The sequence below is a fragment of the Vreelandella populi genome (assembly GCF_003989825.1).
Lineage (GTDB): Bacteria > Pseudomonadota > Gammaproteobacteria > Pseudomonadales > Halomonadaceae > Vreelandella > Vreelandella populi.
This window is the reverse complement of sequence record NZ_RZHE01000004.1, coordinates 161,799-183,229: the sequence shown is the minus strand read 5'-3', so window position 1 is coordinate 183,229 and position 21,431 is coordinate 161,799. Positions and strand designations below refer to the sequence as shown.

General features: G+C 51.6%; 28 protein-coding genes. 13 read left to right on the top strand and 15 right to left on the bottom strand.

From position 1 onward, the window contains the following. Window positions 1–86 precede the first annotated feature (86 nt). Complete coding sequence (locus ELY25_RS03970) at window positions 87–1,598, bottom strand: mechanosensitive ion channel family protein (protein WP_126949990.1); 1,512 nt, start codon at window positions 1,596–1,598, stop codon at window positions 87–89. A 522-nt stretch (window positions 1,599–2,120) separates the two neighbouring features. Here ELY25_RS03970 and ELY25_RS03965 point away from each other — a divergent pair. The 8 genes from ELY25_RS03965 to ELY25_RS03930 all read left to right on the top strand — a co-directional run bounded on the left by ELY25_RS03965 (window position 2,121) and on the right by ELY25_RS03930 (window position 6,627). Continuing rightward, window positions 2,121–2,645, top strand: coding sequence for an MSMEG_1061 family FMN-dependent PPOX-type flavoprotein (locus ELY25_RS03965; protein WP_236995641.1), 525 nt, complete (start codon window positions 2,121–2,123; stop codon window positions 2,643–2,645). Between the two features lie 35 nt (window positions 2,646–2,680). Then, window positions 2,681–2,947 carry a putative quinol monooxygenase gene (locus ELY25_RS03960; protein ID WP_236995640.1) on the top strand — a complete coding sequence of 89 codons (267 nt, stop codon included), beginning with the start codon at window positions 2,681–2,683 and terminating at the stop codon, window positions 2,945–2,947. Window positions 2,948–3,197: 250 nt separating this feature from the next. After that, complete coding sequence (locus ELY25_RS03955; protein ID WP_221885487.1) at window positions 3,198–3,494, top strand: GNAT family N-acetyltransferase; 297 nt, start codon at window positions 3,198–3,200, stop codon at window positions 3,492–3,494. A gap of 181 nt (window positions 3,495–3,675) precedes the next feature. After that, the gene (locus ELY25_RS03950) at window positions 3,676–4,407 is read left to right on the top strand and encodes a glucose 1-dehydrogenase (RefSeq protein WP_126949989.1); all 732 of its coding nucleotides are present in this window, start codon (window positions 3,676–3,678) and stop codon (window positions 4,405–4,407) included. Window positions 4,408–4,585: 178 nt separating this feature from the next. After that, window positions 4,586–5,008, top strand: coding sequence for a tetratricopeptide repeat protein (locus ELY25_RS03945; protein WP_126949988.1), 423 nt, complete (start codon window positions 4,586–4,588; stop codon window positions 5,006–5,008). An 84-nt stretch (window positions 5,009–5,092) separates the two neighbouring features. After that, window positions 5,093–5,581 (top strand): YehS family protein, encoded by a 489-nt coding sequence (locus ELY25_RS03940; RefSeq protein WP_126949987.1) that lies wholly within the window; start codon window positions 5,093–5,095, stop codon window positions 5,579–5,581. Between the two features lie 160 nt (window positions 5,582–5,741). Further along, complete coding sequence (gene fos, locus ELY25_RS03935; RefSeq protein WP_126949986.1) at window positions 5,742–6,140, top strand: fosfomycin resistance glutathione transferase; 399 nt, start codon at window positions 5,742–5,744, stop codon at window positions 6,138–6,140. A gap of 82 nt (window positions 6,141–6,222) precedes the next feature. After that, window positions 6,223–6,627 carry a DUF4019 domain-containing protein gene (locus tag ELY25_RS03930; RefSeq protein ID WP_126949985.1) on the top strand — a complete coding sequence of 135 codons (405 nt, stop codon included), beginning with the start codon at window positions 6,223–6,225 and terminating at the stop codon, window positions 6,625–6,627. A gap of 49 nt (window positions 6,628–6,676) precedes the next feature. Here the strand turns inward: ELY25_RS03930 and ELY25_RS03925 are convergent, their stop codons facing one another. The 4 genes from ELY25_RS03925 to ELY25_RS17965 all read right to left on the bottom strand — a co-directional run bounded on the left by ELY25_RS03925 (window position 6,677) and on the right by ELY25_RS17965 (window position 8,853). Beyond that, window positions 6,677–7,420 (bottom strand): class I SAM-dependent DNA methyltransferase, encoded by a 744-nt coding sequence (locus ELY25_RS03925; protein ID WP_126949984.1) that lies wholly within the window; start codon window positions 7,418–7,420, stop codon window positions 6,677–6,679. A 123-nt stretch (window positions 7,421–7,543) separates the two neighbouring features. Further along, complete coding sequence (locus ELY25_RS03920) at window positions 7,544–7,999, bottom strand: carboxymuconolactone decarboxylase family protein (protein WP_126949983.1); 456 nt, start codon at window positions 7,997–7,999, stop codon at window positions 7,544–7,546. Window positions 8,000–8,050: 51 nt separating this feature from the next. Beyond that, a complete protein-coding gene (locus tag ELY25_RS17970) occupies window positions 8,051–8,398 on the bottom strand; it encodes a helix-turn-helix domain-containing protein (RefSeq protein ID WP_236995639.1) in 348 nt (115 codons plus the stop codon). A 5-nt stretch (window positions 8,399–8,403) separates the two neighbouring features. Continuing rightward, window positions 8,404–8,853, bottom strand: a complete 450-nt coding sequence (locus ELY25_RS17965; protein ID WP_236995638.1) for a DUF6597 domain-containing transcriptional factor — start codon at window positions 8,851–8,853, stop codon at window positions 8,404–8,406. 151 nt (window positions 8,854–9,004) lie between these two features. On the opposite strand from ELY25_RS17965, the gene ELY25_RS03910 reads away from it, so the two are divergent. Together ELY25_RS03910 and ELY25_RS03905 are read left to right on the top strand one after the other, a co-directional pair. Then, window positions 9,005–9,427 carry an MAPEG family protein gene (locus ELY25_RS03910; RefSeq protein WP_126949982.1) on the top strand — a complete coding sequence of 141 codons (423 nt, stop codon included), beginning with the start codon at window positions 9,005–9,007 and terminating at the stop codon, window positions 9,425–9,427. A 124-nt stretch (window positions 9,428–9,551) separates the two neighbouring features. Next, window positions 9,552–9,869: an antibiotic biosynthesis monooxygenase family protein gene (locus ELY25_RS03905; RefSeq protein ID WP_126949981.1), complete on the top strand. Its 318-nt coding sequence runs from the start codon at window positions 9,552–9,554 to the stop codon at window positions 9,867–9,869. 6 nt (window positions 9,870–9,875) lie between these two features. On the opposite strand, the gene ELY25_RS03900 is transcribed toward ELY25_RS03905, so the two are convergent. Both ELY25_RS03900 and ELY25_RS03895 read right to left on the bottom strand, forming a co-directional pair. Beyond that, window positions 9,876–10,478 carry a YqaA family protein gene (locus ELY25_RS03900; protein WP_126949980.1) on the bottom strand — a complete coding sequence of 201 codons (603 nt, stop codon included), beginning with the start codon at window positions 10,476–10,478 and terminating at the stop codon, window positions 9,876–9,878. A 9-nt stretch (window positions 10,479–10,487) separates the two neighbouring features. Beyond that, entirely contained in the window at window positions 10,488–11,303 is an 816-nt protein-coding gene (locus tag ELY25_RS03895) for a DUF1206 domain-containing protein (RefSeq protein ID WP_126949979.1), read from the bottom strand. Window positions 11,304–11,459: 156 nt separating this feature from the next. Here ELY25_RS03895 and ELY25_RS03890 point away from each other — a divergent pair, with 156 nt between their 5' ends. Continuing rightward, window positions 11,460–12,293 (top strand): helix-turn-helix transcriptional regulator, encoded by an 834-nt coding sequence (locus tag ELY25_RS03890; protein WP_126949978.1) that lies wholly within the window; start codon window positions 11,460–11,462, stop codon window positions 12,291–12,293. Here ELY25_RS03890 and ELY25_RS03885 read toward each other — a convergent pair. Continuing rightward, on the bottom strand, window positions 12,279–12,872 hold the full coding sequence (locus ELY25_RS03885) for a LysE family translocator (RefSeq protein WP_126949977.1): 594 nt from the start codon (window positions 12,870–12,872) through the stop codon (window positions 12,279–12,281). The two genes, ELY25_RS03890 and ELY25_RS03885, sit on opposite strands and share 15 nt — an antisense overlap. Before the next feature lie 161 nt (window positions 12,873–13,033). On the opposite strand from ELY25_RS03885, the gene ELY25_RS03880 reads away from it, so the two are divergent. Both ELY25_RS03880 and ELY25_RS03875 read left to right on the top strand, forming a co-directional pair. Then, window positions 13,034–13,897, top strand: coding sequence for a bifunctional transcriptional activator/DNA repair enzyme AdaA (locus tag ELY25_RS03880; protein ID WP_126949976.1), 864 nt, complete (start codon window positions 13,034–13,036; stop codon window positions 13,895–13,897). 20 nt (window positions 13,898–13,917) lie between these two features. After that, window positions 13,918–14,421, top strand: a complete 504-nt coding sequence (locus ELY25_RS03875) for an O-acetyl-ADP-ribose deacetylase (protein WP_185856079.1) — start codon at window positions 13,918–13,920, stop codon at window positions 14,419–14,421. On the opposite strand, the gene ELY25_RS03870 is transcribed toward ELY25_RS03875, so the two are convergent. The 7 genes from ELY25_RS03870 to ELY25_RS03840 form a co-directional block, all read right to left on the bottom strand. Further along, window positions 14,410–15,240, bottom strand: coding sequence for a phosphodiesterase (locus ELY25_RS03870; protein WP_126949974.1), 831 nt, complete (start codon window positions 15,238–15,240; stop codon window positions 14,410–14,412). The two genes, ELY25_RS03875 and ELY25_RS03870, sit on opposite strands and share 12 nt — an antisense overlap. Further along, on the bottom strand, window positions 15,233–16,324 hold the full coding sequence (locus ELY25_RS03865) for an ABC transporter ATP-binding protein (protein WP_126949973.1): 1,092 nt from the start codon (window positions 16,322–16,324) through the stop codon (window positions 15,233–15,235). Before ELY25_RS03865 ends, ELY25_RS03870 begins: the two co-directional genes overlap by 8 nt. A gap of 54 nt (window positions 16,325–16,378) precedes the next feature. Beyond that, the gene (locus tag ELY25_RS03860; protein ID WP_126949972.1) at window positions 16,379–17,167 is read right to left on the bottom strand and encodes an ABC transporter permease; all 789 of its coding nucleotides are present in this window, start codon (window positions 17,165–17,167) and stop codon (window positions 16,379–16,381) included. Next, window positions 17,164–18,054, bottom strand: coding sequence for an ABC transporter permease (locus ELY25_RS03855; protein ID WP_126949971.1), 891 nt, complete (start codon window positions 18,052–18,054; stop codon window positions 17,164–17,166). The genes ELY25_RS03860 and ELY25_RS03855 overlap by 4 nt, the downstream gene beginning before the upstream one ends. A gap of 2 nt (window positions 18,055–18,056) precedes the next feature. Further along, window positions 18,057–19,073 carry an ABC transporter substrate-binding protein gene (locus ELY25_RS03850; RefSeq protein WP_126949970.1) on the bottom strand — a complete coding sequence of 339 codons (1,017 nt, stop codon included), beginning with the start codon at window positions 19,071–19,073 and terminating at the stop codon, window positions 18,057–18,059. Further along, the gene (locus ELY25_RS03845) at window positions 19,070–20,107 is read right to left on the bottom strand and encodes a substrate-binding domain-containing protein (protein WP_126949969.1); all 1,038 of its coding nucleotides are present in this window, start codon (window positions 20,105–20,107) and stop codon (window positions 19,070–19,072) included. The genes ELY25_RS03850 and ELY25_RS03845 overlap by 4 nt, the downstream gene beginning before the upstream one ends. A gap of 223 nt (window positions 20,108–20,330) precedes the next feature. Continuing rightward, window positions 20,331–21,251 (bottom strand): glutaminase, encoded by a 921-nt coding sequence (locus ELY25_RS03840; protein ID WP_126949968.1) that lies wholly within the window; start codon window positions 21,249–21,251, stop codon window positions 20,331–20,333. Window positions 21,252–21,431: the final 180 nt, after the last annotated feature.

The following is a 21,431-nucleotide window of genomic DNA, read 5'->3' as shown; positions in this document are numbered from 1 at the left end:
GCTTACCCTAAGCTCAACGATACCCCCGAAAATCAGGGTATTCAAAAGCATTTTTGATCGTTAATTTTTTGCTGCATAGATCATGGTTACTCTCGCGGAGAATTCTTATTCAATAAATCGGTTTCATTGGAATTTTCCGCAATTTCCTGTTCTACCTTTTTCATCAGCCTTTCGTCCGGGCGGGCATCCAGCACCTCATCCGCTTCGTGGCCGCGCAATATCTGCTTCGCACGCGCTTTGGCCTGCTGTTTATCTCTACCATCAATTGTATTAGGCCGAATGGCTGTTTGAGAATCAGGCGTGGCCGGTGTCAGCGCCACGTCAGGGTTGAGTGAACCTGCGCTGTCGCCCTGAAAGTGTGCCAGTGCGTGTTCAAGCTCAGGATTGAAACTCAAGCGGTAGATTGGCTCCGGTAAGCTGAACCCCTGGTTTTCCAGAGCGTGCTTGGTTTCACGAATGGCAATGCTGCGTGCCTTGCCGAAGTCGGTCGTGGACTGGTCTACCCATCCCAGAAACTCCAGCACGATATTGGAGTCGCCAACGTTTTTGATAACGCCTACGGCCTTGGGCTCGTTCAGCACGAACTCCAATGCCTGCAGAGCATCGAGGACTACCTTGATGGCGGCCAGGGGGTCGTCATTGGCGTCCACGCCCAGCTCGAAATTGAAGCGACGTTCCGGGTTTTGGGTGTAATTGAGAATGATGCCCTTGAAAACGTCGGCGTTGGGAATGCGTAGCTGGTTCCCCTCCAGCGTCATGAGAATGGTGGCGCGCGAGGTCAGGCGGACCACGATGCCTTCCCTATCGTTGATGACTACATGATCACGCGCCTGAAAGGGTTGGCGGATGCTGAGCATCAAGGAAGCAATGTAGTTTTCGATCGTGTCCTTGACGGCAAAGCCAATGGCAATACCGATCACCCCAGCGCCGCCCAGCAGGGTGCCGATCACCGTCTCGGCGCCTATCAGGCTTAATGCCATGATAAGCCCTAGGATAATGAAAATTACCTTGATGGTTTGTGCCAATAACTCGGCCACAAAGGAGTTGGGCGTCAGCCGTTGCCACAGGTTCTTTCGGTTGGATAGCCAGGCGCCGAACCAGGCGACCAGGCCAAATATCACAAAGCCCACCAATAAAAGAGGCAACGCCCTGAGCAGGTTCTGGCCCCGCGCCCGTAAGCCCTGGTAGGCGGTGGCGACATTATCCTGAACATCCAGCGTGCGCTCGATCTGGTCGCCCACTGTCACCACGTCGGTCAATCGATTGGCCAGGCCGACTGCCTGCTGGGCTTTTCTGTCGTTGGCCGTTTCTCCTGCAAGCGTTACGACTCCTTGGGTAACGCTGACCTCGACTGCCCCGAGCCCATCGATTTCAGAGAAAATGCCGCTGATACGTTGACGAATCTCTTCATCCTTAAGTGGTGACGGGGTGGTTTCAATCTGAGCATTATCGGGGGCTACGCCGCCGGGGTTAGCAGGTAGGGGAGCACTCTCTTCGGCGTGAACCGACACTCCCAAAAGCATACCCAGCAGTAAGAGTAACTGACCACACGCTCGAAGCGCCTTGCGTGCAATTAAAAGGGTAAAAGAAGCGGCCATAACCATCCTTGTTTATGTACTGACACACTGACCATTTATAGGGCGTTGGCTTATCAGGTCTATCGGCTGTTCAATAGCGCTGCGCCAACTTCAGTCTAGTGGGTTTTTCCGTATAGGCGTTTACTTGTGAAGTAATCAAAACATTCGCCCCGCGGGTAACCATTTGATAACGGTTATCTGCCAACTACGATGCTGCTTTTATTCTGGAGCAAGCGGCTACAGCATCGTAGCTGTTTACCGTGGGCGAAAGGGCACGTCGTCAAGCTGCTTTGGGGCAATCGTGAATTAGCTAGAAATTGACTACCGCATCTTCCATCCAGCTTCTACTGGAAGCTGGCCTCTCGCATTGGCTTTATTTAGCCTTGATTAGGTTATTTTTTTGTAACCATGAGGCGATATTATGGGTCTTTTTTTGATAAGCGAATTCAATTCAAGGTGGGATATGTACATTGATTCCGAAGAAGAGCTGAGGGGGCTTTATGGCGACCAAAACAGCGTGCTATAGATAAGCAGATAAGTTTTTTGGAGTATCATTCCAACCAGTTTATTGCTTACTCGCCATTTGTACTGCTTTCGACCTATTCAAAATCGGGGGCCCCAGATTGTTCGCCTCGTGGAGGAAGCCCTGGTTTTGTGAAAGTCATCAATAAGAACTGTATCGTGATACCCGACAGTAAAGGTAATAATCGCTTAGACACGATGCTGAATGTGGTGGAAACTGGAAAAGTAGGATGCTTATTTTTAATACCGGGTGTTAAGGAAACTCTTAGAGTCAATGGCAAGGCACGTATTACTACCCAAACTGAATATTTGGCGCTGTTCTCAGGCGATAAGAATCCGCCTAAAGCTTGCATCGAAATCAGTGTTAAAGAAGTATTCCTGCATTGCGCAAAATCGTTAATGCGCTCGAAGCTCTGGTCACCCGATTCGGTTATTGCCCGGGATACGTTACCTACGCTGGGAAGTATGGTTAACGACCAGCTTGGCATAAAAGAGGTGCCTGAATCGCAAGAGGCTATGGAAGCCCGTTATCAACAAGACCTTTAACGGACCTTTTAATCAATTTCTTTTAGGTAGTCGGTATGAGTAGGGTCGTGTTGCAAGGTTATATTCAGGTTCCAAATAACGAAATCGAGGTTGTTAATCGGGAATTGGCCAATTATTGTTGCCTTACTCTTGAAAAACCTGGCTGTATCACGTTCAAAGTCGTTCAGAACAAAAATGACCCCTGTCGTTTTGACGTTTTTGAGGAGTTTGCGGACCAGAGCGCTTTCGAGCACCATCAGTGGCGTGTGGCAAGCTCCGATTGGGGCAAGCTAACCGTAACGCGGAGCGCCATTACGAAATAATAAATTTTCAATAAATATAGGATTCACTGTTTTTATATATCGAGTTGGCTGCTTTTTGTTTTGATCAGGAGAAAAAATTGGTTATTCGTTTAATGACTAAAGATGACTTGGTCGGTGCGGCGTTGGTACACACGTTAGCCTTTCCAAGGCAGAATTACTCATTTGATTGGCTAGAGTGCAGTTTAAGTGCGTTTCCTCGCTATTTGGTTTTTGTTGCTTCAAGTGGTGAAAATATCTACGGATACATCGTTTGGCGCAAAAAAGTGGGTTTCGTCCAGAAGCTGTCTTGGAGCTTGAGCAGCTAGCAGTTATGCCTGATTTCCAGGGTAACGGCGTTGGTCGACAATTGATCATCGATTCTTTGCCGTTGGTTAAAAAACAGCTCGCTTTGAAAAATTCCGTACTCAAGAGCGTTTTAGTAAGCACAAGAGCCGATAATCATGCCCAAAAATTGTATAGAAACACGCTCGGTGCTGAGGTCGTGGCAAGGATTTCAAATCTATATTCCGCTGACGAAGTGTTAATGGTTGCTCGAGATCTGGCGTAAATCCAGGTCGAGATTAGGGCCTGGTGGTACTGGATACTCACAGCGGGCATGCGGGATCAATGATATTACCGATAGACGATTGTTTGTTTCACCATCGTTCGGTCGTTTAGCAATATGATGACGTTGTTGTTGCAAGCGCTGCCAGCCATTTAGAGATTGGTTAGCGTACAGGAGAGTTTTGATGAACAAGGTCGCTATCATAACCGGCGGTGGACGCGGTATCGGCGCGGCAACCTCGCTACTACTAGCTGCCAAAGGATACGCCGTTTGTATTAATTACGTGAAAAACCAACCAGCAGCGGAGTCGGTGGCGGCACGTATTACTGAGGCAGGCGGCAGTGCCATGACTTTCCAGGCAGATGTCTCGGCGGAAGATGAGGTACAGGCACTGTTTGAAGCGGCGCAGCAGCGGCTGGGCCGTGTAACGCATCTGGTCAATAACGCGGGTATCCTGTTTACCCAATCCGCGCTTGCCGATATCAGTCCTGAGCGTTTTCAGAAGGTGCTGAACGCTAACGTGATGAGTGCTTTTTTATGTTCGAAGGCGTTTATCCACCAGGCCGAGGGGGCGGGCGCTATCGTCAACGTTTCTTCCGCTGCGGCGCGTACCGGCTCGCCGTTTGAGTACATCGACTACGCCGCCTCCAAAGGGGCAATGGATTCGATGACCAAGGGTTTATCCATTGAGCTTGCTGCCAGAAACATCCGTGTCAACAGTGTGCGACCGGGCTTTATTCACACCGATATGCACGCTGATGGCGGTGAGCCGAGGCGGGTTGAGCGGCTAGCGCCACAAATTCCTTTAAAGCGTGGTGGCACGCCGGAAGAAGTGGCCCAAGCCATTGTGTGGCTACTCTCTGATGAAGCCTCCTATGTGACGGGTTCGTTTATTGATGTTGCGGGCGGTCGGTAGGCTTAACCTAAACTCGTGTCCGCCTTTTGATTTTGTTGCTTTGTCGGTTCTAACGCCTGAGCCTATGCTTCAGGGGTATAATGGCGCGCGCTGATAATTATCGACGGCTGGCCTCGCCCCCATTTATCGTCGTAACGTTTATAAGTCGATTCACATTTTACTGTTCAAGGTAGTTACCGTGATTAATACCAAAATTTATAAGTCTGTTTATGAGTTGGCTGAAAAGCTAATGAAAGCGGCTGCAAAAGATGATCGAGAGACATTCGAAGCACTTTATGCAGAGCTGAGGGCTATTTGTATCGAGCACGAGAATACCGACAAAGATCACCCGGAACAGTGGGAAACGCTGGCGGACTTTACCGAGGAATTGGAAGACGCCTTGGCGATCTATGAAAAAGCCCTGAAAAAGGCTGAGGCGGCCAATTCGAAAGATCACCTGTCGTCCATCGGTTTTTCCATGGCCACCATGCAGGTTGAACTGGGTCAGACGGACGCGGCCATTCAAAGTCTTCAAAATGCGCAAATAAGTGCTAACAAGATTGAAGACAAAGAGCTTAAGGCAGAAATTGATGAGCTGCTTGAACAGCTGACGGCTGATTAGTCAGCTGTGTGATAAACATGGAAATATCCATGATAGATGTAACCATTGACCGTGTTGGGTTTCCCTAAGACTAGGAGCTGTATTTTGACCAATAATGATATTCTGCGCCGCATACGCTATTGCTTTGATTTAAAAGATAATGCCGTATTGAAAATTTTTTCGTTGGCAGAGTTTGAGGCGACCGCTGAGCAGGTATCTGGGTGGCTGAAAAAGGAAGAAGATGAAGGCTTCCTCAAAATGAGGGATAAGGAACTGGCTGCGTTTCTTAATGGGTTTATCAGTTACAAACGTGGCAAACGCGACGGCGAGCAGCCCGCGCCTGAAAGCAATTTGAATAATAATATGGTCTTCCAGAAGCTGCGCATTGCCCTGAATTTAAAAGCTGACGATATTTTAGGTATTTTCGAGCAGGCAGGCTTTATTATCAGTCAGCATGAGTTAAGCGCGTTTTTCCGCAAACCCAGTCATAAAAATTATCGTGAGTGTAAAGACCAGGTGCTTCGCAATTTCCTAATGGGTCTTCAGCACCAGCAACGCCCAGATGCGAACGGCGGCACAGGTTCAGCATCCTGAACTTATAGAACTGCAGCAGTAGCCGATAGGGCAGGGGAGTTTGCTATCTGTCTTGCCGGGCCATTAATGCAACGTGGGTACTGGCTTTAACGCTACCCATGTTGTACCTGAATAGCCCACCCCAAAGCTGGTTCATGGTTGAGTGATAAAAGAGATATCGATGATTACTGGACTGAACCATATTACCCTGGCCGTCAGCGATTTAGAGCGCTCACTGCACTTTTACACTCAAGTACTAGGGCTGAAAGGCTATGTGAAATGGGAAAGTGGCGCTTACCTGTCGGCTGGCGATTTATGGCTGTGCCTCTCATGCGATGAGCCATGTCCAAAAAATGACTACACCCACTTTGCCTTCGATATTGCGGCTTCGGATTTTGATGCCTGTTGTATGCGTTTGATAGACGCAGGCGTGCCACAGTGGAAAGTGAATAAAAGCGAAGGGCGCTCGGTGTACATACTGGACCCTGATGGCCATAAGCTGGAAATTCACGTGGGCGGGCTGGAAAGCCGTTTAGAGGCTCTAAAATCAAAACCGTATAGCGGCCTTGTCTGGTTGTAATAATTTACTTCTAAAGAAATTGCTCCTGGTTCCGATAATTACTTAAGTCCATCAACTTTCTTATCACCGCCAAGAGTTATCCATGCCCAAAACGTTAACCTGTTTCATCACAACCTTGTTACTGCTAGCGCCCTATGCCCAGGCGAATACCGATGCGGCAGAAGCAGCAGTACTGGCATGGCTTGAAGCAATTGATAGCGGCGAATATGAACTGGCGTGGGAAAAAGCCTCACCTCTGCTGCAACGCCCGCTTTCACCCAACATGCTGGAACGGACCATTAGCGCGGCACGTCGTGATTTCGGAACGGTGGAATCTCGGCGCCGCACACGGGTTATCAATGAAACCTCGATGCCCGGCGCGCCTAAAAACGATTACCGGGAATTCACCTATCAAACGCGGTTTTCAAATAAGCCCAACATTACCGAGACCATTACGCCACACTTTGAAGAAGGCGTTTGGAAAGTAAGCGGCTACTATGTCCAGTAACTGAGTCCAGTAACGCTACTGAATAGCTATATGCAGGCGCCGCGAAGGGTTAAATCTTCACGCAAACAAAAATGGCATTCCCCGAGGTATTGTTCCAGGGCGTAATGGCTTCAAAGTTATGCTCGAATACATGAACCTCGAAATAGCGCTCAAGAAGGGTAATTAACTCAGGAAAACTAACCGCTACCATGGGATGTTCGTCGTTCCATATCTGGGTATCGCGCGCGTTGGTTTTTTCGATGCTGAGTTTGAGAGCCTGCTTTTCTCCGCTGCCGCTGTAATACCACCCCGAGCGAAACGTGAATACATCGTCAGCTTTTCTCGCGGTGTGTTTCACAAACAGATCGTTATCGATTTTGTCTTTATCGACCGCGTTAAAGCAGAAAACTCCGCCACGCTTTAAAGCACCGTGTGCGCTAGCAATACACGCCTTGAGCTTTTCAATCCCGTCGCTGTAGTGAATTGAATACAGAAAACAGGTAATTAGATCCTGCGGGTCGCTTACGTTAAAACTACCCATATCCTGGCACGTAAACTGGGCTTCCGGGCAGCGCATGGCGGCGATATCCAGCATGGGCTGGTTGATATCCAAGCCGCTACTCAAGTAGCCATGATCAATAAAATGACGAACGTGGGGGCCGGTGCCGCAGGCGAGATCAAGGTGAGCATTGCCGCCGTTACCGAAAATTTGGTGAAGCCTGCGAACCGCGTTACTTTGCGCCGGGTAGTCGATGTCCTCGCACATTAAATCGTAATAGCCGGAAAGATCGGTATAGAGGGCGTTAAAGGACATGGCGGCCTGGGAGCTTGAGGATTGAGGGTGGCGCATAGTAAACGAGTGGGTTGGCTTTGAGAAGCCGAGCGCTTAATCAAGGCATCGCAGCCCGTACCACTGGCTTGCGATGCCTTTTTCGGTTTATAGCGAGATATCGGGCACAAACTGTATACTCACCGCGACCCGGTTCCAACTATTAATGGCCAGAATCACCGTGGTCAGTTCAAGAAGGTCCTGTTCGCCAAACGCGGCCAGAGCATTCTGATAGGCGCTGTCGCTAATCGTCTGTTGGCTGATTAACGTAAGGGCTTCGGCCCACTCCAGGGCGGCGCGTTCCTGCTGGTTGAAGCAGGGGGCTTCCCGCCAGGCGGGCAGTACGTCCAACCTTACCTGATGCTCGCCATCGTTTCTGGCCTCTTGGGTATGCATATGCTGGCAAAAGCAGCACTGGTTGATCTGGGAGACGCGTAATTTGACCAGGTGAATGATGGTGGGCGTTACCGCACTGTCGGGCATCACTTCGCCCAAGGGCACTAAATGCTTGGCAAGGCGTGGCATCATCTTGTAGACGGCTTGTTGAGCAATACGCTGAGACATGACGGTGACCTCGTTGATTGATGAAGGCCTCAGCTTATAAAGGTGCGCGCGCTACGCCTTGTAAATTTGCGACAATTTTCGCTTGCGGTAAATGGCCGGCGTTTCATAGGTCAGGCTTTGAAAAGAGTGCGTAAAATGTGCCTGATCGTAATAGCCGCAGTGCAAGGCTATTTCCGATAGAGGCAGATTGGTTTCAAGCAGGCACTGGCGCGCTCGTTCAAGGCGCGCATACGCCACCAGCGCGCCTGGCGAGACGCCTACTTCACGTTTCAACCTGCGCTCGAGGGTACGTGGTGTAAACCCTAGATGGGCGGCTAACTGCTTGGGCGGGAGCTGGAGCTGATGGATGGCTTGAACGACCCTTGGGGTGCGGCTTTGGGCAGGGGCCCGGCTTTCCATTAAATTCAGCAGCCATGTTTCCAGCAGGTCGAGTGCCTGCCGAGTGTCGAGCGAATGAAAGCGTTCGACACTGGTGTCAAACTACTCATCCAGAAAGGTTTTATATCATCGCCCAGGCTTAAGTGCGCATCGATCAACTGCTCCGGGACCAGGCCAAGCAGGCTATAAACACTGGCCGGCTTGAACCGAATACCCAGGCGGGTGATGGAAGGATCAAACGTCTCAAGCAGGGTGTGCTTGTTAAAGCAGAGCGTAATGATCGGGCGAGCGCTGGCCAGCTTGATGGTGAGGCTGGCGCCTGCATCTGGGTAAAGCTTTTCTACGATGGGAGGCGCAAGGGGGCTTTGCCCGCCCATCGACCAAAGACATTGTACCCACGGGCGAAGGCTTGGGGCGGGTAAGCGCTGCTGAAAATTCAAATAAGCGGCGTTACCGGGCAGGATAAAGTTGGCCATGGTGGCAACCTGCTTCGTTGATGAACGGGCTTCATCGCATGACCTGTATTAAACAGCAAACACATAGACTCGGAAAGTGGCTATGCTTGAGCAGTGAAGCTCTCACTACGCAATCATGTGTTAACTAGGACTAAATCTTACCGGAGGCATTATGGATGAGGCCGTTTATTGGTATGCGCTGGCGACGGTGCTGCTGTTTGCGAAGATGTTTGCCACGTCTTTATATCAGGGCTTTCATCGCATCACGAAAATGACCTTTAAAACGCCGGAGGATGCGGCGATGGCGGGCAAGTCGCCTGCGCAAGAGGAGTTGCCGCAGGTGCAAAAGGCCAGCAAAGCCTGGTCGAATGATCTGGAGAATATCCCCATTTTTCTGGGACTGGGCGTTGCTTACGTTCTGGTGGGCGCCTCTTCAGGGCTCGCCATGTGGCTCTTTATGTTATTTACCGCTTCGCGCTACTGCCACACGCTGTGTTATCTGAACGCGCTTCAGCCTTGGCGAACGATTTCCTATGGTGTGGGGATCTTATGCATGATCATTATGTGCATTCAGATACTAACGGTACTTATCTAACAGTTGCTGCTAAAACGCCCTCTTAAATGAGGGCGTTTTATTTATAATACTGTTGGCAGTTTGATATTGATTACGATGGAAAGTATTTTTTATAACATGTTAATTTTAATAGCGTATTAAGCCCATGCCCAATATTGCCAACACTCCTGAACCGCCTTACTACGCGGTGATTTTTACCTCTGTGCGTACGGATATCGAAGATGGCTATGATGAGATGGCGGTACGCATGGTTGAACTGGCTGCCCAGCAGTCAGGATTTCTAGGTGTGGAATCGGCTCGAAATGAGGTGGGTGTTACCGTTTCCTATTGGGCGGATCTTGACTCGATCAAAGCGTGGAAGGCGCATGCTGAGCATAAAGAAGCCCAGCGATTGGGGCATCGGCAGTGGTATAAGCACTTTAAAACCCGGATTGCCAAAGTGGAGCGGAATTACGGGTTTTAGGGCTGCCTATATCACCAGTCCGGATAAAAGCTGCAGCCCAAGCACTAGCAATAGTACCGCCACGCCGCCTACAAGGCTTGTGATCAGCGCATGGCGTTTCCAGAGAACGAGTACGTCGTGACCAAAGCGGTAGACAAGCCAAGCTAGGCCGAAATAGCGCAGGCCGCGAGCAATCAGAGCGGCCAAGGCGAACAACAGAATCGGGTAGCCTGAAAGTCCCGCGGTAATCATTGCTATCTGAAAGGGGATCGGCAAAATGCCGATAGCCAATATGGAGGCAAAACCGTATTGGTTAAAAAAGGTTTGGAAGGCCTGGAAGCTATCCTGTATACCCGTGAAATCAATAAACCAAGTGCCTATCGTTTGGAATAGCAGCATGCCTACCCCGTAGCCGACCAGCGACGCGACAAGGCAGCCCGCGGTGGTAACCGCCGCCATGTACCAGATACGCGATCGGTTGCTGGCCATCAGGGGAATCATCATCAGCTCAAGAGGAATGGGCAGGATGATGGTTTCCAAAAACGAAAGAACGCCCAGTAGCCATAGCATGTTCTTTGAACCGTTTATGCGTTCAATCCACGCCTTCATACGTTTTGATGCAATGGCCATGGGCGAGGTCTACATCGCTGGGTTAATACGGCGATAAATAGCAGCTAATACACTATAGGCGCCAAACGCGAATAACCCAATAGCAACAAATGCCAACAGCCACTGGCCATAGGCCTGGCTTCGCAGCGTACTGAATACCTCTTCTGTACCGCCTGCTTCGCTAGGGCTTATCTGATAGGCGGCAATAAGAAAGAAGCTGCCCACAATCACGAATACCAGGCCGCGTATGGTGAGCCCAAAGCGGCACACCGGATAGGCCCAGCGCTGAATATGTACCGGCATATCGAAGTTTTTATCAAATTTGGTTTTCAGGCCTTTTATACCATGGGCAATCCCTGCACCGATAATGGCTAGGCCTACCGCACCGACCAACCAGCGCCCAAGAGGCTGTTGCAAAAGCCAGCTGACGATGCCTTCAGATCCACCCGAATCACCAGAAGAGCCACCCAAGCGAAAGATCAGACTGGCGGCGTAGAAGGCCAGCAGTATATGAGTGACGGCACTGACCATTAGGCCTGCCCGAATGGCGAGGCCTTTTGCATCAGTGCCGTGATGATCAGCATCCTTGACCGCCTGGATGGTGCGCCACATCGCGTAGCCAATAAGACCCAAAGCAATGATTGCCAACAGTATCTTGCCAAAAGGTGCGGTTAAAACGCTTTCCAGAGCGCCACGGCTGCCTTCGGTCTGGCCCCCTTCACCCAATGCGGCAAGTGCGGCAAGGCCGCCGACCAGAAGATAGACAACGCCGCGTGCCGCATAACCCATACGTGCAAACAGGGTAATAGCATCCCGATGATCATGCACAGGTGTTCGGTTGGCCATGTTGTCCTCCTGACTGAAATGGCGTTGTTTAATATCCGTATAAAGCGGTTACTTATAGTGGTTCAGTGGCCTACTATTGTCTAGCTGGTGATCAGTTGGGAAGATTTGATCGCGTGGTTACTTCCAGTACCATTTTTACCGTTAGAGTAATTGCGTATGCCGTCTTTATGCTCTCCGCTATTTTGGCGTGACCCACAGATGCCCTATGTGGAGTTGCGCAAGATTAATGATGCCCGCCAGGTTTGTTATGCGCTACATAGCCATGAGCACTGGTCGTTGGGGGCGGTAACCGCTGGTAGAAGTACGTTTCAGTACCGTGATGCGGCCTATGCCATCAGCGCGGGCGATCTGGTTTTAATGAACCCTCATTGGGTGCATGCGTGTAATCCTATTCAGAACGAGCCCTGGGCTTACCTGATGCTGTATGTGGATACGCAGTGGCTGACTGATTTGCGTTATCGGGCAGGTTTGTTGGCATTTCCCGAGTGGCTAGATATCAAAACGGCGGTGATATCTAAACCACGGCTTTTTGATCGTTACTTGGCAATGGCTGACTGCTTGCTAAATAGCCAGCGGCGTATTTGTGAAAAGCAGGCAGCCCTTGTCGATTACCTGCTTGAGGTGATGCATGCGCTAGATCAAACGCATGATCAATCACAACATAAAGCGCCTGAAGAATTACGGGCAGTGGCTGAGTATATGAATGTGAATGCCGCTTGCGAACTGTCGCTTGATAAAATATGCGACTTCTCAGGGTATAGTGCTGGACACTTGATTCGTGCTTTCAAGCAGCACTATGGTTTAACGCCTCATGCTTACCTGATTAACCGGCGTATACAGCTAGGGCAGCAAGAGCTTAAACAGGGAAAGCCCATTGTAGAAGCGGCACTCAACGCAGGTTTTAACGATCAGCCGCATTTTCAAAGAACTTTCAAGCGGCTAGTGGCGGCCACGCCGAATCAGTATCGGCAAACGCTAGTCGAGCACTAAGAGCACGCAACTAGCAGCCAGTAGCGCGGCTAAAGCTCGGTTAACGGTCATCAAGAACCGAGGATTCTGCATATAGCGTCTTAAAGACGCACCTGCATATACCCAACTGGCCAATGATAACCAACAGATAGGCAGATAGAGCGCCGCGAACATCGCTATCTGTGTTAGGTCATTGCCGCTTGTATAAGCTCCAATCCCTGAAGCTGAGGCAAGCCACGCTTTGGGGTTTAGCCACTGCATTAAAGCACCCGTCATAAACCCCGGTGCTTTTGCTGATGCCTGTTCTGGTAGTTTGCCATCATCCATTGCTAGCTTGATACTTAAATAAAGCAGAAACGCCACCCCTGCCCAGCGGAGCAACACTTCTAGCAGTGGTACTGTGGTAAGCAAAGAGTAAAGCCCTGCGCCAACCCCTAGAAACAACGCTATAAACCCCAGTGTGGCACCGGTGACAAAGATTAATCCTTTTGCGATAGGGTAGTGGGTACCGCTACTTAGGCACACTAGGTTCACCGGCCCAGGAGAAATAGACGCTGCAAGGGCAAAGGCTGACATGGGTAGTAATAGTGAAACGCTCATGGTGATCCTCCAAAACAGTAGGAGGAGTGTGAGATGACGTTGGGGTGGCGTATTGCATAAAATTGAGGTGCGCAAGATTCGGGTCGGCAATCTGGCATGAAGCGCTTACGCTACAGAGTGCTTGGATAAGAGTGCTTGGATATCAATCAAAGGAGCCGGCGATGGATGATTACGCGCGTATCGAAAAGGCGATGGCTTATATGGTGGAACGAGCCGTACTGCAGCCCAGCCTGGAGGAGGTCGCCGCTCATGTCCACTTAAGTGCCTACCATTTTCAGCGTCTATTCTGCCGCTATGCCGGTATCTCGCCCAAGCGCTTTTTACAGGCCCTGACCTTGGAGCGAGGGAAGCAGCTATTAAAAAAACCCCGCGCGTTACTTGATGTGGCTCACGAGCTTGGGTTGAGCGGTGGCTCGCGGCTTTACGATCACTTTGTGCAGCTGGAAGCGGTGACCCCTGGCGAGCATAAGCGCCATGGGGAAGGCGTACATATAGAGTACGGCGTGCATGCGACGCCTCTAGGTAGCGTGCTGGTAGCGGTAACGCCGCGCGGCATTTGCCGTATGGGCTTTGTGGATGCCACGAGCGCCGATGAACTGCTGGCGCGACTTGCCAAAGAGTGGCCGCGAAGCACGCTTAATCATCGCCCTGAGGTGACGGCGTATGTGGTTGAAGCGCTATTTGCAAAGTCTAAAGCCAAGCCCAGTACATTATCGCTTCACGTGACCGGTACTAATTTCCAGATTGCCGTATGGCGGGCGCTACTCACCATTCCTGAAGGCCAGCTGGCAAGCTATACGCATATTGCCCAGGCATTGGGCATGCCTAAATCGTCGCGAGCCGTGGGGAATGCAGTGGGTGCTAACCCCATTGCGCTGTGGATTCCTTGCCACCGGGTTATTCAACAAAGCGGCGCGTTAGGTGGTTACCGCTGGGGCTTGCCTAAAAAGCAGATGGTGCAAGCGTGGGAGATCGCCCAGATGCAGGCACCTGAGCCCGAAACCGAGCTGTTAACCGCGTACTAGCTACTCAAGGAGGTTTGTATATGAACATCACCGCGATTCAAGCTGATATTACTACCCTGGATGTTGATGCCATTGTCAACGCTGCCAATACGTCGCTATTGGGCGGTGGAGGGGTAGATGGCGCCATCCACCGTGCGGCAGGGCCTGAACTGCTTAAAGCGTGCCGGGCGCTAGGTGGGTGCCCCACAGGGGATGCCAAGCTAACCGAGGGCTTTAAACTACCGGCACGCTACGTCATTCATACCGTTGGCCCGGTATGGCATGGCGGAGCACGCGGTGAAGCTGAGTTACTGGCATCGTGCTATCAGCGCTCCTTGGCACTAGCTGAATCGGTTGGCGCGCGCTCGGTGGCGTTTCCAAGCATAAGCACGGGCGTATACCGTTATCCTATCGAAGAGGCTGCACGGATTGCCGTCTCAGCGGTAAGTGAGGCGCTGAAACAGGGCTCTACTGTTGATACGGTTACGTTCTGCTGCTTTTCCGCCAAGGATTTGGCCGTGTATGAGGCTGCGTTAGTCAATTAGGCCATTAGCGTCGTAAAACGGATAAGGGCCGGGGTATTGTTTGATAAACCCTTGGTGCGTCACCATGCCCGCTTCTGCTGACCATTGGTGTAACAAATACCCCGGCGGCTCTAATTGGAAACGGGAAGGACCGTCGGGCGTTAGATCCAGGCTGACGTAGTGAGAAACCCCAGGGCAACTGATGGCTAGTGTGTTTCCAAAACGAGCCTGAATAGTGCGGTGCACATGCCCACACAGTACACGCTCTATCTGAGCATGCTTGCTAGTTACATCAGCCAGCTCACGGGTCTGCTTAAGAGGCTGGCGATCCATATGATCAATACCGCTGATAAACGGATGATGATGTAGCATGACCAGAGTCGGTGTTTGTGGCTGCTCTGCCAGGGTTGCATCCAGCCAGCGCAGGCTTGCCTCACTTAGCTCACCGTAAGGTTTTCCCGGCACGGAGGAGTCGAGCCCCACTAGGCGTACTGGGTAGTCATCAATTACCCACTGTAAATAGTGAGAGTCTTGAAAGAGATAGTCATGCTCGGGAAAAGCCGCACGTAAATGATGGCGGTCATCATGATTACCGGGAATCAGGTAAACCGGCAGCGTTAGATCCGCCAGGATCTGTTTGAACGTTGCGTACTCATCCGGGTGGCCAAAATCGACCAGATCACCGCTAATTAATACTAGGTCGGGGCGTGGCGTCAGCTGATTCAGCGTTTGGATGGCTTGGCTCAGAGCGCTGGCAGTATCCACTTTACGATAGGAAAGGCGCCCACCAGCCTTGATATGCGGATCACTGATTTGAGCGATCAGGCAGGATTTACCCATTGGCCTGCTCCTTGGCGCTTGCGGCGGCTAGTTCTGAATGGCTTGACTCTGGATGAAAAAGCGCTTGAGGCGGCAGCGCCAAGCCAATAGCAGTGCCGATGGGCCAGTGCTGGCGCGATGAAGCTTTAACCTGTAGCGGCGTAGCGCCACCTGTATCGACCATTAACTGCTGCGACTGACCTAGAAAAATACTTTGTAGAATGCGGCCTTTCACCTGGGCGTTAGGTAATGCGACGACTTCGATATCTTCCGGGCGACAGTAAACACTTTGTGCCTCTTGTAGATGAGGTGCGGTCAACTCACCGCCTTGTACCGTAAGTTGACCATTAGCACCCTTACCGATGACTTCTAAGCGATTCACCGCGCCGATAAAATCGGCCACAAACGCGTTGGCGGGCTGGTGGTATATCTCTTGGGGTGTGCCTAATTGCGCAATGCGCCCGGCCTGCATCACCGCAATACGGTCACCTAAGGCCATTGCCTCGTCTTGATCATGAGTTACATAAACTGCGGTTGTGCCCAGCTCGCGCAGTAACTGACCGATTTCCAGGCGTAGCCGGTCGCGCAACTTGGCATCCAGGGCTGCAAGCGGTTCATCAAACAGCAGCACTTTGGGGCGAACGGCGATGGCGCGTGCCAGGGCAACGCGCTGTTTTTGCCCACCTGACAGGGCATCAATACGCCGCTCGCCAAAGCCTTCCAGATCCACCATGCGCATGACCTCGGCAAGCCTCTGTTCAGTCTCAGAACGGGGCAAGCGCTGTATTTTCAAACCGTAGGCGATGTTGTCGGCAACACTCATATTGGGAAACAGGGCGTAGTTCTGAAACACCATTCCGACATCGCGCTTTTCAATAGGTAGGGCAGTCACATCCTGTTCGCCAAATTGGACGCGCCCGCCTCGATCCGGGCTTTCAAGGCCGCTGATGATGCGCAGGGTAGTGGTTTTGCCACATCCAGACGGCCCAAGTAATACCAAGGTTTCCCCTGCGTTAACGTGGAGATCTAGCGGTTGCAGGGCCGTGTGACCACCTGAAAAAGTGCGGCTGCATTGGGTAAGGGTGATGCTGACAGATGAGCTCATATCGGTCTCGGGATTATCTCTTGGCGTCGGGGTCGAGTGAGACGTTCTGGGTGGTTAGCGGCGTGGGCTGGAAAGCCGCCCAGCCCATTGAATTGCCACCAGCAGCGGCACAATCATTACTAGAAAGATCAGGGTGTAGGCCGAACCCACTTCAAGGCGCATGGAGGCATAGCTATCGGCTAGTCCTACCGGAAGGGTTTTGGTCAGCGGGGTATGCAGCATCCAGGTAATGTTGAACTCACCAATCGATAGGGTGACGACCATCAGCGCGCCCGCCAAAATGCCGCTAAGGCAGTTGGGAACCACCACCGTAAAAAAGCGCTGCCGAAAATTGGCCCCTAAGCTTGCTGCCGCTTCTTCAAGCAGCGGGAGGCGCGCGGTTTGCATGACGGAAAGCACGGCGCGCACCATAAATGGCAGGGTGAAAAGTACATGACCCACCAGAATGAATAGCCAGCTCCCGCGAAACTCCCGATAGCTACCGTAGGCAAGTAGTAAAGCGAGGGCGGTGGCAAGGCCTGGCACGGCCACCGGCAACAGGAGCAATTCCTCAATCGCATTGGCCCAGCGACGGCGGCTGCGTAGCAAGCCATAAGCTGCAGGCACACCAATCAGTATTGTAATCACCAGGCAGGCTAGGGCTAGCTTGATAGAGAGCCAGATAGTATCGGAGTAAAGCTGCCATACCTCGATTACCCAGCGCAGCGTCAAACCACTTTTAAGGCCGACAAAGTAGTTCTCGGTAAGCCCGGCCATTACCGACATGGCTATGGGAATAATCATGAAAAGACAAACCAGCAGAGTGAAGCTAAGTTGCAGGGCAAATCGAATACGTGGATTCATACGGGGGCTCCTACATTGCCGCCCGCCAGCTTGCGGGCCAGGCTTAATGCGACCCAGGTGATCAGCCCAAGTACCACCGACAGGGCGGCTGCCATGGCGAAGTTGGCGTAGTTGGTAAATTCGCCGTAGATGTTGAGGGGTAAAATGCTCAGCCGCGTGCCGAGCGTAAAAGCGGTACCAAATGCTCCCATGCTGGTCGCAAAGCAGATAGCGCCGGTCGAAAGTAGGGCGGGCGCAATACCCGGCACGATGACATCTTTAGTGACTTGCCACGAGTTTGCGCCCAATGAACGGGCAGCCTCTTCAAGACTTCGGTCTAAATTTTCACAAGCCGCCATTACCGTGGTGATGACGCGTGGAATGGAAAAATAGAGATAGCCGATAAAGAGCCCGGCAAGAGAATAGGCGAACATCCAGCGCTCATCGAATAACCACAGGCTCAATTGAGCCAGAGCACCCTGACGACCGCCCAACATAATCACTAAAAAGCCCACTACCACGCCTGGAAAGGCAAGTGGAAAGGTGAGAATCGCGACCAGCGTTGACTTACCTATAAAACGGTGACGCGCCAAAAAGAAACCGGCAATACCTGCGATACCCACAGCGGCTAGTGAGACGGTAATGGAGATGGTGACGGTGGTGACAAGGCTAATTAAGTATTGGCGGTGGGTAAGAATGGTGAGATAAGCACTGATACCACTGCTACGGTCGGCTTCAGCGCCCATGAGAATCAAGCGAGAAAACGGCAGCAGCCAAAAAGCAAAAAATACGGCTAGTGCTGGCGCTAAGGCGAATACCGCAATGAGGTTTTTACGTTTCGGGGTTTGACTTATCGCTTGAGTTGCTGAATAAGCAGCCCCTAAGGGCTGCTTGGATATTGCTGTCATGATTAACGAACCTCCGAAAGATACCGATCGGAGAAGTTGCGCTGGGCATTCGCCATGGCGTCATAATCCACCGTAACGGCGCGGGCGTAATCACTATCAGGTAGAAATACGCTGCGGGCTTCTTCTGAGATAGCCTCTTCGCGTACCGGGCGTAGATAAGCATCTGCCCACACCGCCTGCCCTTGATCAGAAAGTACGAAATCAAGCACCTGACGGCCGTTTTCCGGGTTAGGGCTATCTTTAACCAGGCTCATGACGTAAGGCACAACGACGCTGCCTTCTTCAGGAATCACAAAGTCAACGTTGGCGCCATCGCTATAGCGGGCGCGGTAAGCGTTGAAGTCGTAGTCCAGCAGAATCGGAATTTCACCGGAAAGCACGCGAGCGTAGCTGGTTTGTTTCGGAACAATGGGAGCGTTATCGGCGAGCTGGTTGAAGTAATCAATGGCGGGGGTGAAGTCGTTAAGATCGCCGCCCATCGCCAGATTGACCGCGGTTGCACCCACGTAACCAACAAAAGCGCTGGCGGGATCAAGATAACCCACCATACCCCGGTACTCAGGTTTGAGCAGGTCTGCCCAGGAGGTAGGCACGGGGGCGCCATCTAAAGCATCAACGTTAACCATAAAACCAAGGGTGCCTGAGTGGATGGCAAACCAGTTACCGTTAGGGTCTTTCAGTCCTTCAGGAATCTCATCCCAGTGTGCCGGCTGGTAAGGCGCAACTACATCGGCTTCCATCGCCTGAATACCAAACGTCACCCCGTAGTAGACCACATCCGCAACGGGGCTATTGGCTTCTGCCACTAGCTGTGCCAATGACTGCCCGGAGTTTTTATTATCCTGTGGCACCCGGATGCCTGTTTCCTGCTCAATCAGGCGTAGCTGTGTGCCCCAGTCTGCCCACTCGGGTGGGCAGTTGTAGCATATAGCGTTATCACTGTTTTGAGCCATCACGCCGCTTGAAGCGCTAATAAGCGTAGTGGCCAATAGCGCTTTATATAGATGCTTAACGTTCATGCGACACTCCTCGATGAAATACCTGGTGGGGTCTTTCTGGTTGTCGGAGCTCCGACACTTTCGCCCTTTCGTAATACATAGGGCAGGGGTGTAAGAACGGGTCTTTCACCCTGAATCATGTTCAGCATCGTGTGAATGGCTGCACGACCAATATCCGCACGGGGCTGCTCAACGGTGCAAAGTGATGGGTAGACATATTTTCCCAGGGCAATGCCGTCAAACCCCATAACAGATAGATCGTTAGGCACCGAAAGCCCGGCTCGTTGAAGTTCGCCTATCAAGCTGATAGCGAGCAGATCATTAGTACAGATCAACGCACTGAGCGCGTTGTCGCCGTGCAAATGCGGCGCTAGGCTTTTCAGGTCTGCCTGGGTGTGGCGTGGCATTTCAATGAGTGGACTGGGCGCAAGCCCAGCCGCCTGCATGGCGAGGCAATAACCTTCATAGCGCTGTCGTGCACGGTCAGATTGCAATAATGGCCCGGCGACCATCCCAATTTGCTGATGGCCCAGTGTAATGAGATAGCGGGTGGCGGCTTCGCTAGCGGCGTGGTTATCCACGCCGACAGAGGGAAAGCCGCTGTTGCCAGGAGGATTATAAACAAGCAGACAAGGCGTGGTTTCTTGATGTAGCTGAGTAAGCACAGCGCTTTTATCAGCTTCAGCCACTGTTAGCACTAGACCATCAACCCGCTGGCGTAGCATCTCTTCGACAATCTCGTTCTCACGACTGGCATCGTATTCGCTCGTCGTGACGATAAGCGAATAGCCGCAGGCCCGGGCTGCCACCTCCATGGCTTGAAGCTGTTCAGCAAAAACCGGGTTATCAAGGCTAGGCACCATGACGCCAATCATTTGCGTTGTTTGTAAGCGCAACTGCTGAGCTACTTTGTTAGGCCTAAATGCAAGCTGTTGAGCCGCATGGAAGATCTTTTCCCGCGTTGTATCGCGTACTAAATCAGGTGTTGAGAAAGCGCGTGCGGCCGTTGCCCGAGAAACGCCGGCGAGTTTTGCCACGCTGAGTAAGTCTGCCATGCTAGTACCTGTTACCGGTGAAATGAGATCGATCTCATTGATTAGGTGCCAGCCTAGCGAGGGATTGTGACGAATTGATGTCGAAGGGATATAAATTTGGCAGGGAATTGACGGCGGTTTTACCACCCGCGAAATATTATCTGGTTAGGTTGATAGGAATACTTTTATTTTTAACCGCTAACCAGATTGTAAAAAATGACTTGAGAGAGGAAAAACTATCGGATCAATGCCCAAACACCGACCAACCGGTACGCTGAACAAACATTTCAAGCGCTTTTGTACCCAGCAGGCTATTGCCGTAGTCATCCAGGCCCGGGGACCAGACGGCAATTGAGCCTTGACCCGGGGCTATCGCTAGAATGCCGCCACCTACACCGCTTTTACCCGGCAGCCCGACGCGGAAGGCGAATTCGCCAGATGCGTCGTAATGACCGCACATCATCATTAGCGAATTAATACGCCGGGCCCGTTGCGGAGAAACCACACGAATATTGCTGGGCTGGTTGACGCCATCAGAGGCCAGAAACAGCCCTGCATGGGCGAGCTGATCGCAGCTCATGGCGATGGCGCATTGGTGGAAATAGGTGCCTAGGATTTTATCAACGTCATGGCGCAGGCGACCAAAAGCTTTCATGAAGTGAGCAAGGGATGCATTGCGGTCACGGTGTGCCATTTCAGAAGCGGCGACTACATGGTCAAAGCAAATGCTTTCATCATCAGCGATATAGCGTACGAAGCTAAGTAGTTCGGCAAGCGTCTCTTTGGGCTCATGGCCCATCATGATGGCGTCGACCACAGCAATGGCGCCGGCATTGATAAACGGGTTACGGGGTTTGCCGCTTTCATGCTCAAGCTGCACGATAGAGTTAAACGGGTCACCTGATGGCTCACGGCCTACATTGGACCAAAGCGCATCACCCATTTTCCCCAGTGCAATCGTCAGCGTGAACACCTTCGAAATACTCTGAATTGAGAAAGGGGTAGAGGCACAGCCGGCTGAGTAGCGCTCACCCTTAACGGTGGCAAGAGAAATGGCAAATTGTTGAGGATCCACGTGAGCAAGCTCGGGGATATAGTCTGCAACCTTGCCACGCTCGGTTTCGGCGGCCATCGCATCGGCGATCTCATTGAGTAAATCTTGCATTTATAGCCGTTTGGTTTCAGATAAAGGAAAGCGCTACCGTAACCGAAAACAAGGGAGTTGTCTGTTAGAAAGCGCGTAGGGCTAGCGTGTGTAAAGTATGCTGCTAGGTAGTATGAATAGCAGCTGAAGCGGTTATTTAAATTTCATGGTTTTTTTTGATAGTAGGTGCCCTTGGAATTT

What these genes read in the sequence shown, in the direction of transcription:
- ELY25_RS03875 (WP_185856079.1), top strand. Translation starts at nt 13,918, where the DNA reads ATGAACATCACCGCGATTCAAGCTGATATTACTACCCTGGATGTTGAT.
- ELY25_RS03865 (WP_126949973.1), bottom strand. Translation starts at nt 16,324, where the DNA reads ATGAGCTCATCTGTCAGCATCACCCTTACCCAATGCAGCCGCACTTTT.
- ELY25_RS03925 (WP_126949984.1), bottom strand. Translation starts at nt 7,420, where the DNA reads ATGTCCTTTAACGCCCTCTATACCGATCTTTCCGGCTATTACGATTTA.
- ELY25_RS03840 (WP_126949968.1), bottom strand. Translation starts at nt 21,251, where the DNA reads ATGCAAGATTTACTCAATGAGATCGCCGATGCGATGGCCGCCGAAACC.
- ELY25_RS03930 (WP_126949985.1), top strand. Translation starts at nt 6,223, where the DNA reads ATGCCCAAAACGTTAACCTGTTTCATCACAACCTTGTTACTGCTAGCG.
- ELY25_RS03880 (WP_126949976.1), top strand. Translation starts at nt 13,034, where the DNA reads ATGGATGATTACGCGCGTATCGAAAAGGCGATGGCTTATATGGTGGAA.
- ELY25_RS03910 (WP_126949982.1), top strand. Translation starts at nt 9,005, where the DNA reads ATGGATGAGGCCGTTTATTGGTATGCGCTGGCGACGGTGCTGCTGTTT.
- ELY25_RS03920 (WP_126949983.1), bottom strand. Translation starts at nt 7,999, where the DNA reads ATGTCTCAGCGTATTGCTCAACAAGCCGTCTACAAGATGATGCCACGC.
- ELY25_RS03950 (WP_126949989.1), top strand. Translation starts at nt 3,676, where the DNA reads ATGAACAAGGTCGCTATCATAACCGGCGGTGGACGCGGTATCGGCGCG.
- ELY25_RS03855 (WP_126949971.1), bottom strand. Translation starts at nt 18,054, where the DNA reads ATGACAGCAATATCCAAGCAGCCCTTAGGGGCTGCTTATTCAGCAACT.
- ELY25_RS03885 (WP_126949977.1), bottom strand. Translation starts at nt 12,872, where the DNA reads ATGAGCGTTTCACTATTACTACCCATGTCAGCCTTTGCCCTTGCAGCG.
- ELY25_RS03905 (WP_126949981.1), top strand. Translation starts at nt 9,552, where the DNA reads ATGCCCAATATTGCCAACACTCCTGAACCGCCTTACTACGCGGTGATT.
- fos (WP_126949986.1), top strand. Translation starts at nt 5,742, where the DNA reads ATGATTACTGGACTGAACCATATTACCCTGGCCGTCAGCGATTTAGAG.
- ELY25_RS03900 (WP_126949980.1), bottom strand. Translation starts at nt 10,478, where the DNA reads ATGGCCATTGCATCAAAACGTATGAAGGCGTGGATTGAACGCATAAAC.
- ELY25_RS03860 (WP_126949972.1), bottom strand. Translation starts at nt 17,167, where the DNA reads ATGAATCCACGTATTCGATTTGCCCTGCAACTTAGCTTCACTCTGCTG.
- ELY25_RS03845 (WP_126949969.1), bottom strand. Translation starts at nt 20,107, where the DNA reads ATGGCAGACTTACTCAGCGTGGCAAAACTCGCCGGCGTTTCTCGGGCA.
- ELY25_RS03895 (WP_126949979.1), bottom strand. Translation starts at nt 11,303, where the DNA reads ATGGCCAACCGAACACCTGTGCATGATCATCGGGATGCTATTACCCTG.
- ELY25_RS03870 (WP_126949974.1), bottom strand. Translation starts at nt 15,240, where the DNA reads ATGGGTAAATCCTGCCTGATCGCTCAAATCAGTGATCCGCATATCAAG.
- ELY25_RS03890 (WP_126949978.1), top strand. Translation starts at nt 11,460, where the DNA reads ATGCCGTCTTTATGCTCTCCGCTATTTTGGCGTGACCCACAGATGCCC.
- ELY25_RS03960 (WP_236995640.1), top strand. Translation starts at nt 2,681, where the DNA reads ATGAGTAGGGTCGTGTTGCAAGGTTATATTCAGGTTCCAAATAACGAA.
- ELY25_RS17965 (WP_236995638.1), bottom strand. Translation starts at nt 8,853, where the DNA reads ATGGCCAACTTTATCCTGCCCGGTAACGCCGCTTATTTGAATTTTCAG.
- ELY25_RS03850 (WP_126949970.1), bottom strand. Translation starts at nt 19,073, where the DNA reads ATGAACGTTAAGCATCTATATAAAGCGCTATTGGCCACTACGCTTATT.
- ELY25_RS17970 (WP_236995639.1), bottom strand. Translation starts at nt 8,398, where the DNA reads ATGGAAAGCCGGGCCCCTGCCCAAAGCCGCACCCCAAGGGTCGTTCAA.
- ELY25_RS03970 (WP_126949990.1), bottom strand. Translation starts at nt 1,598, where the DNA reads ATGGCCGCTTCTTTTACCCTTTTAATTGCACGCAAGGCGCTTCGAGCG.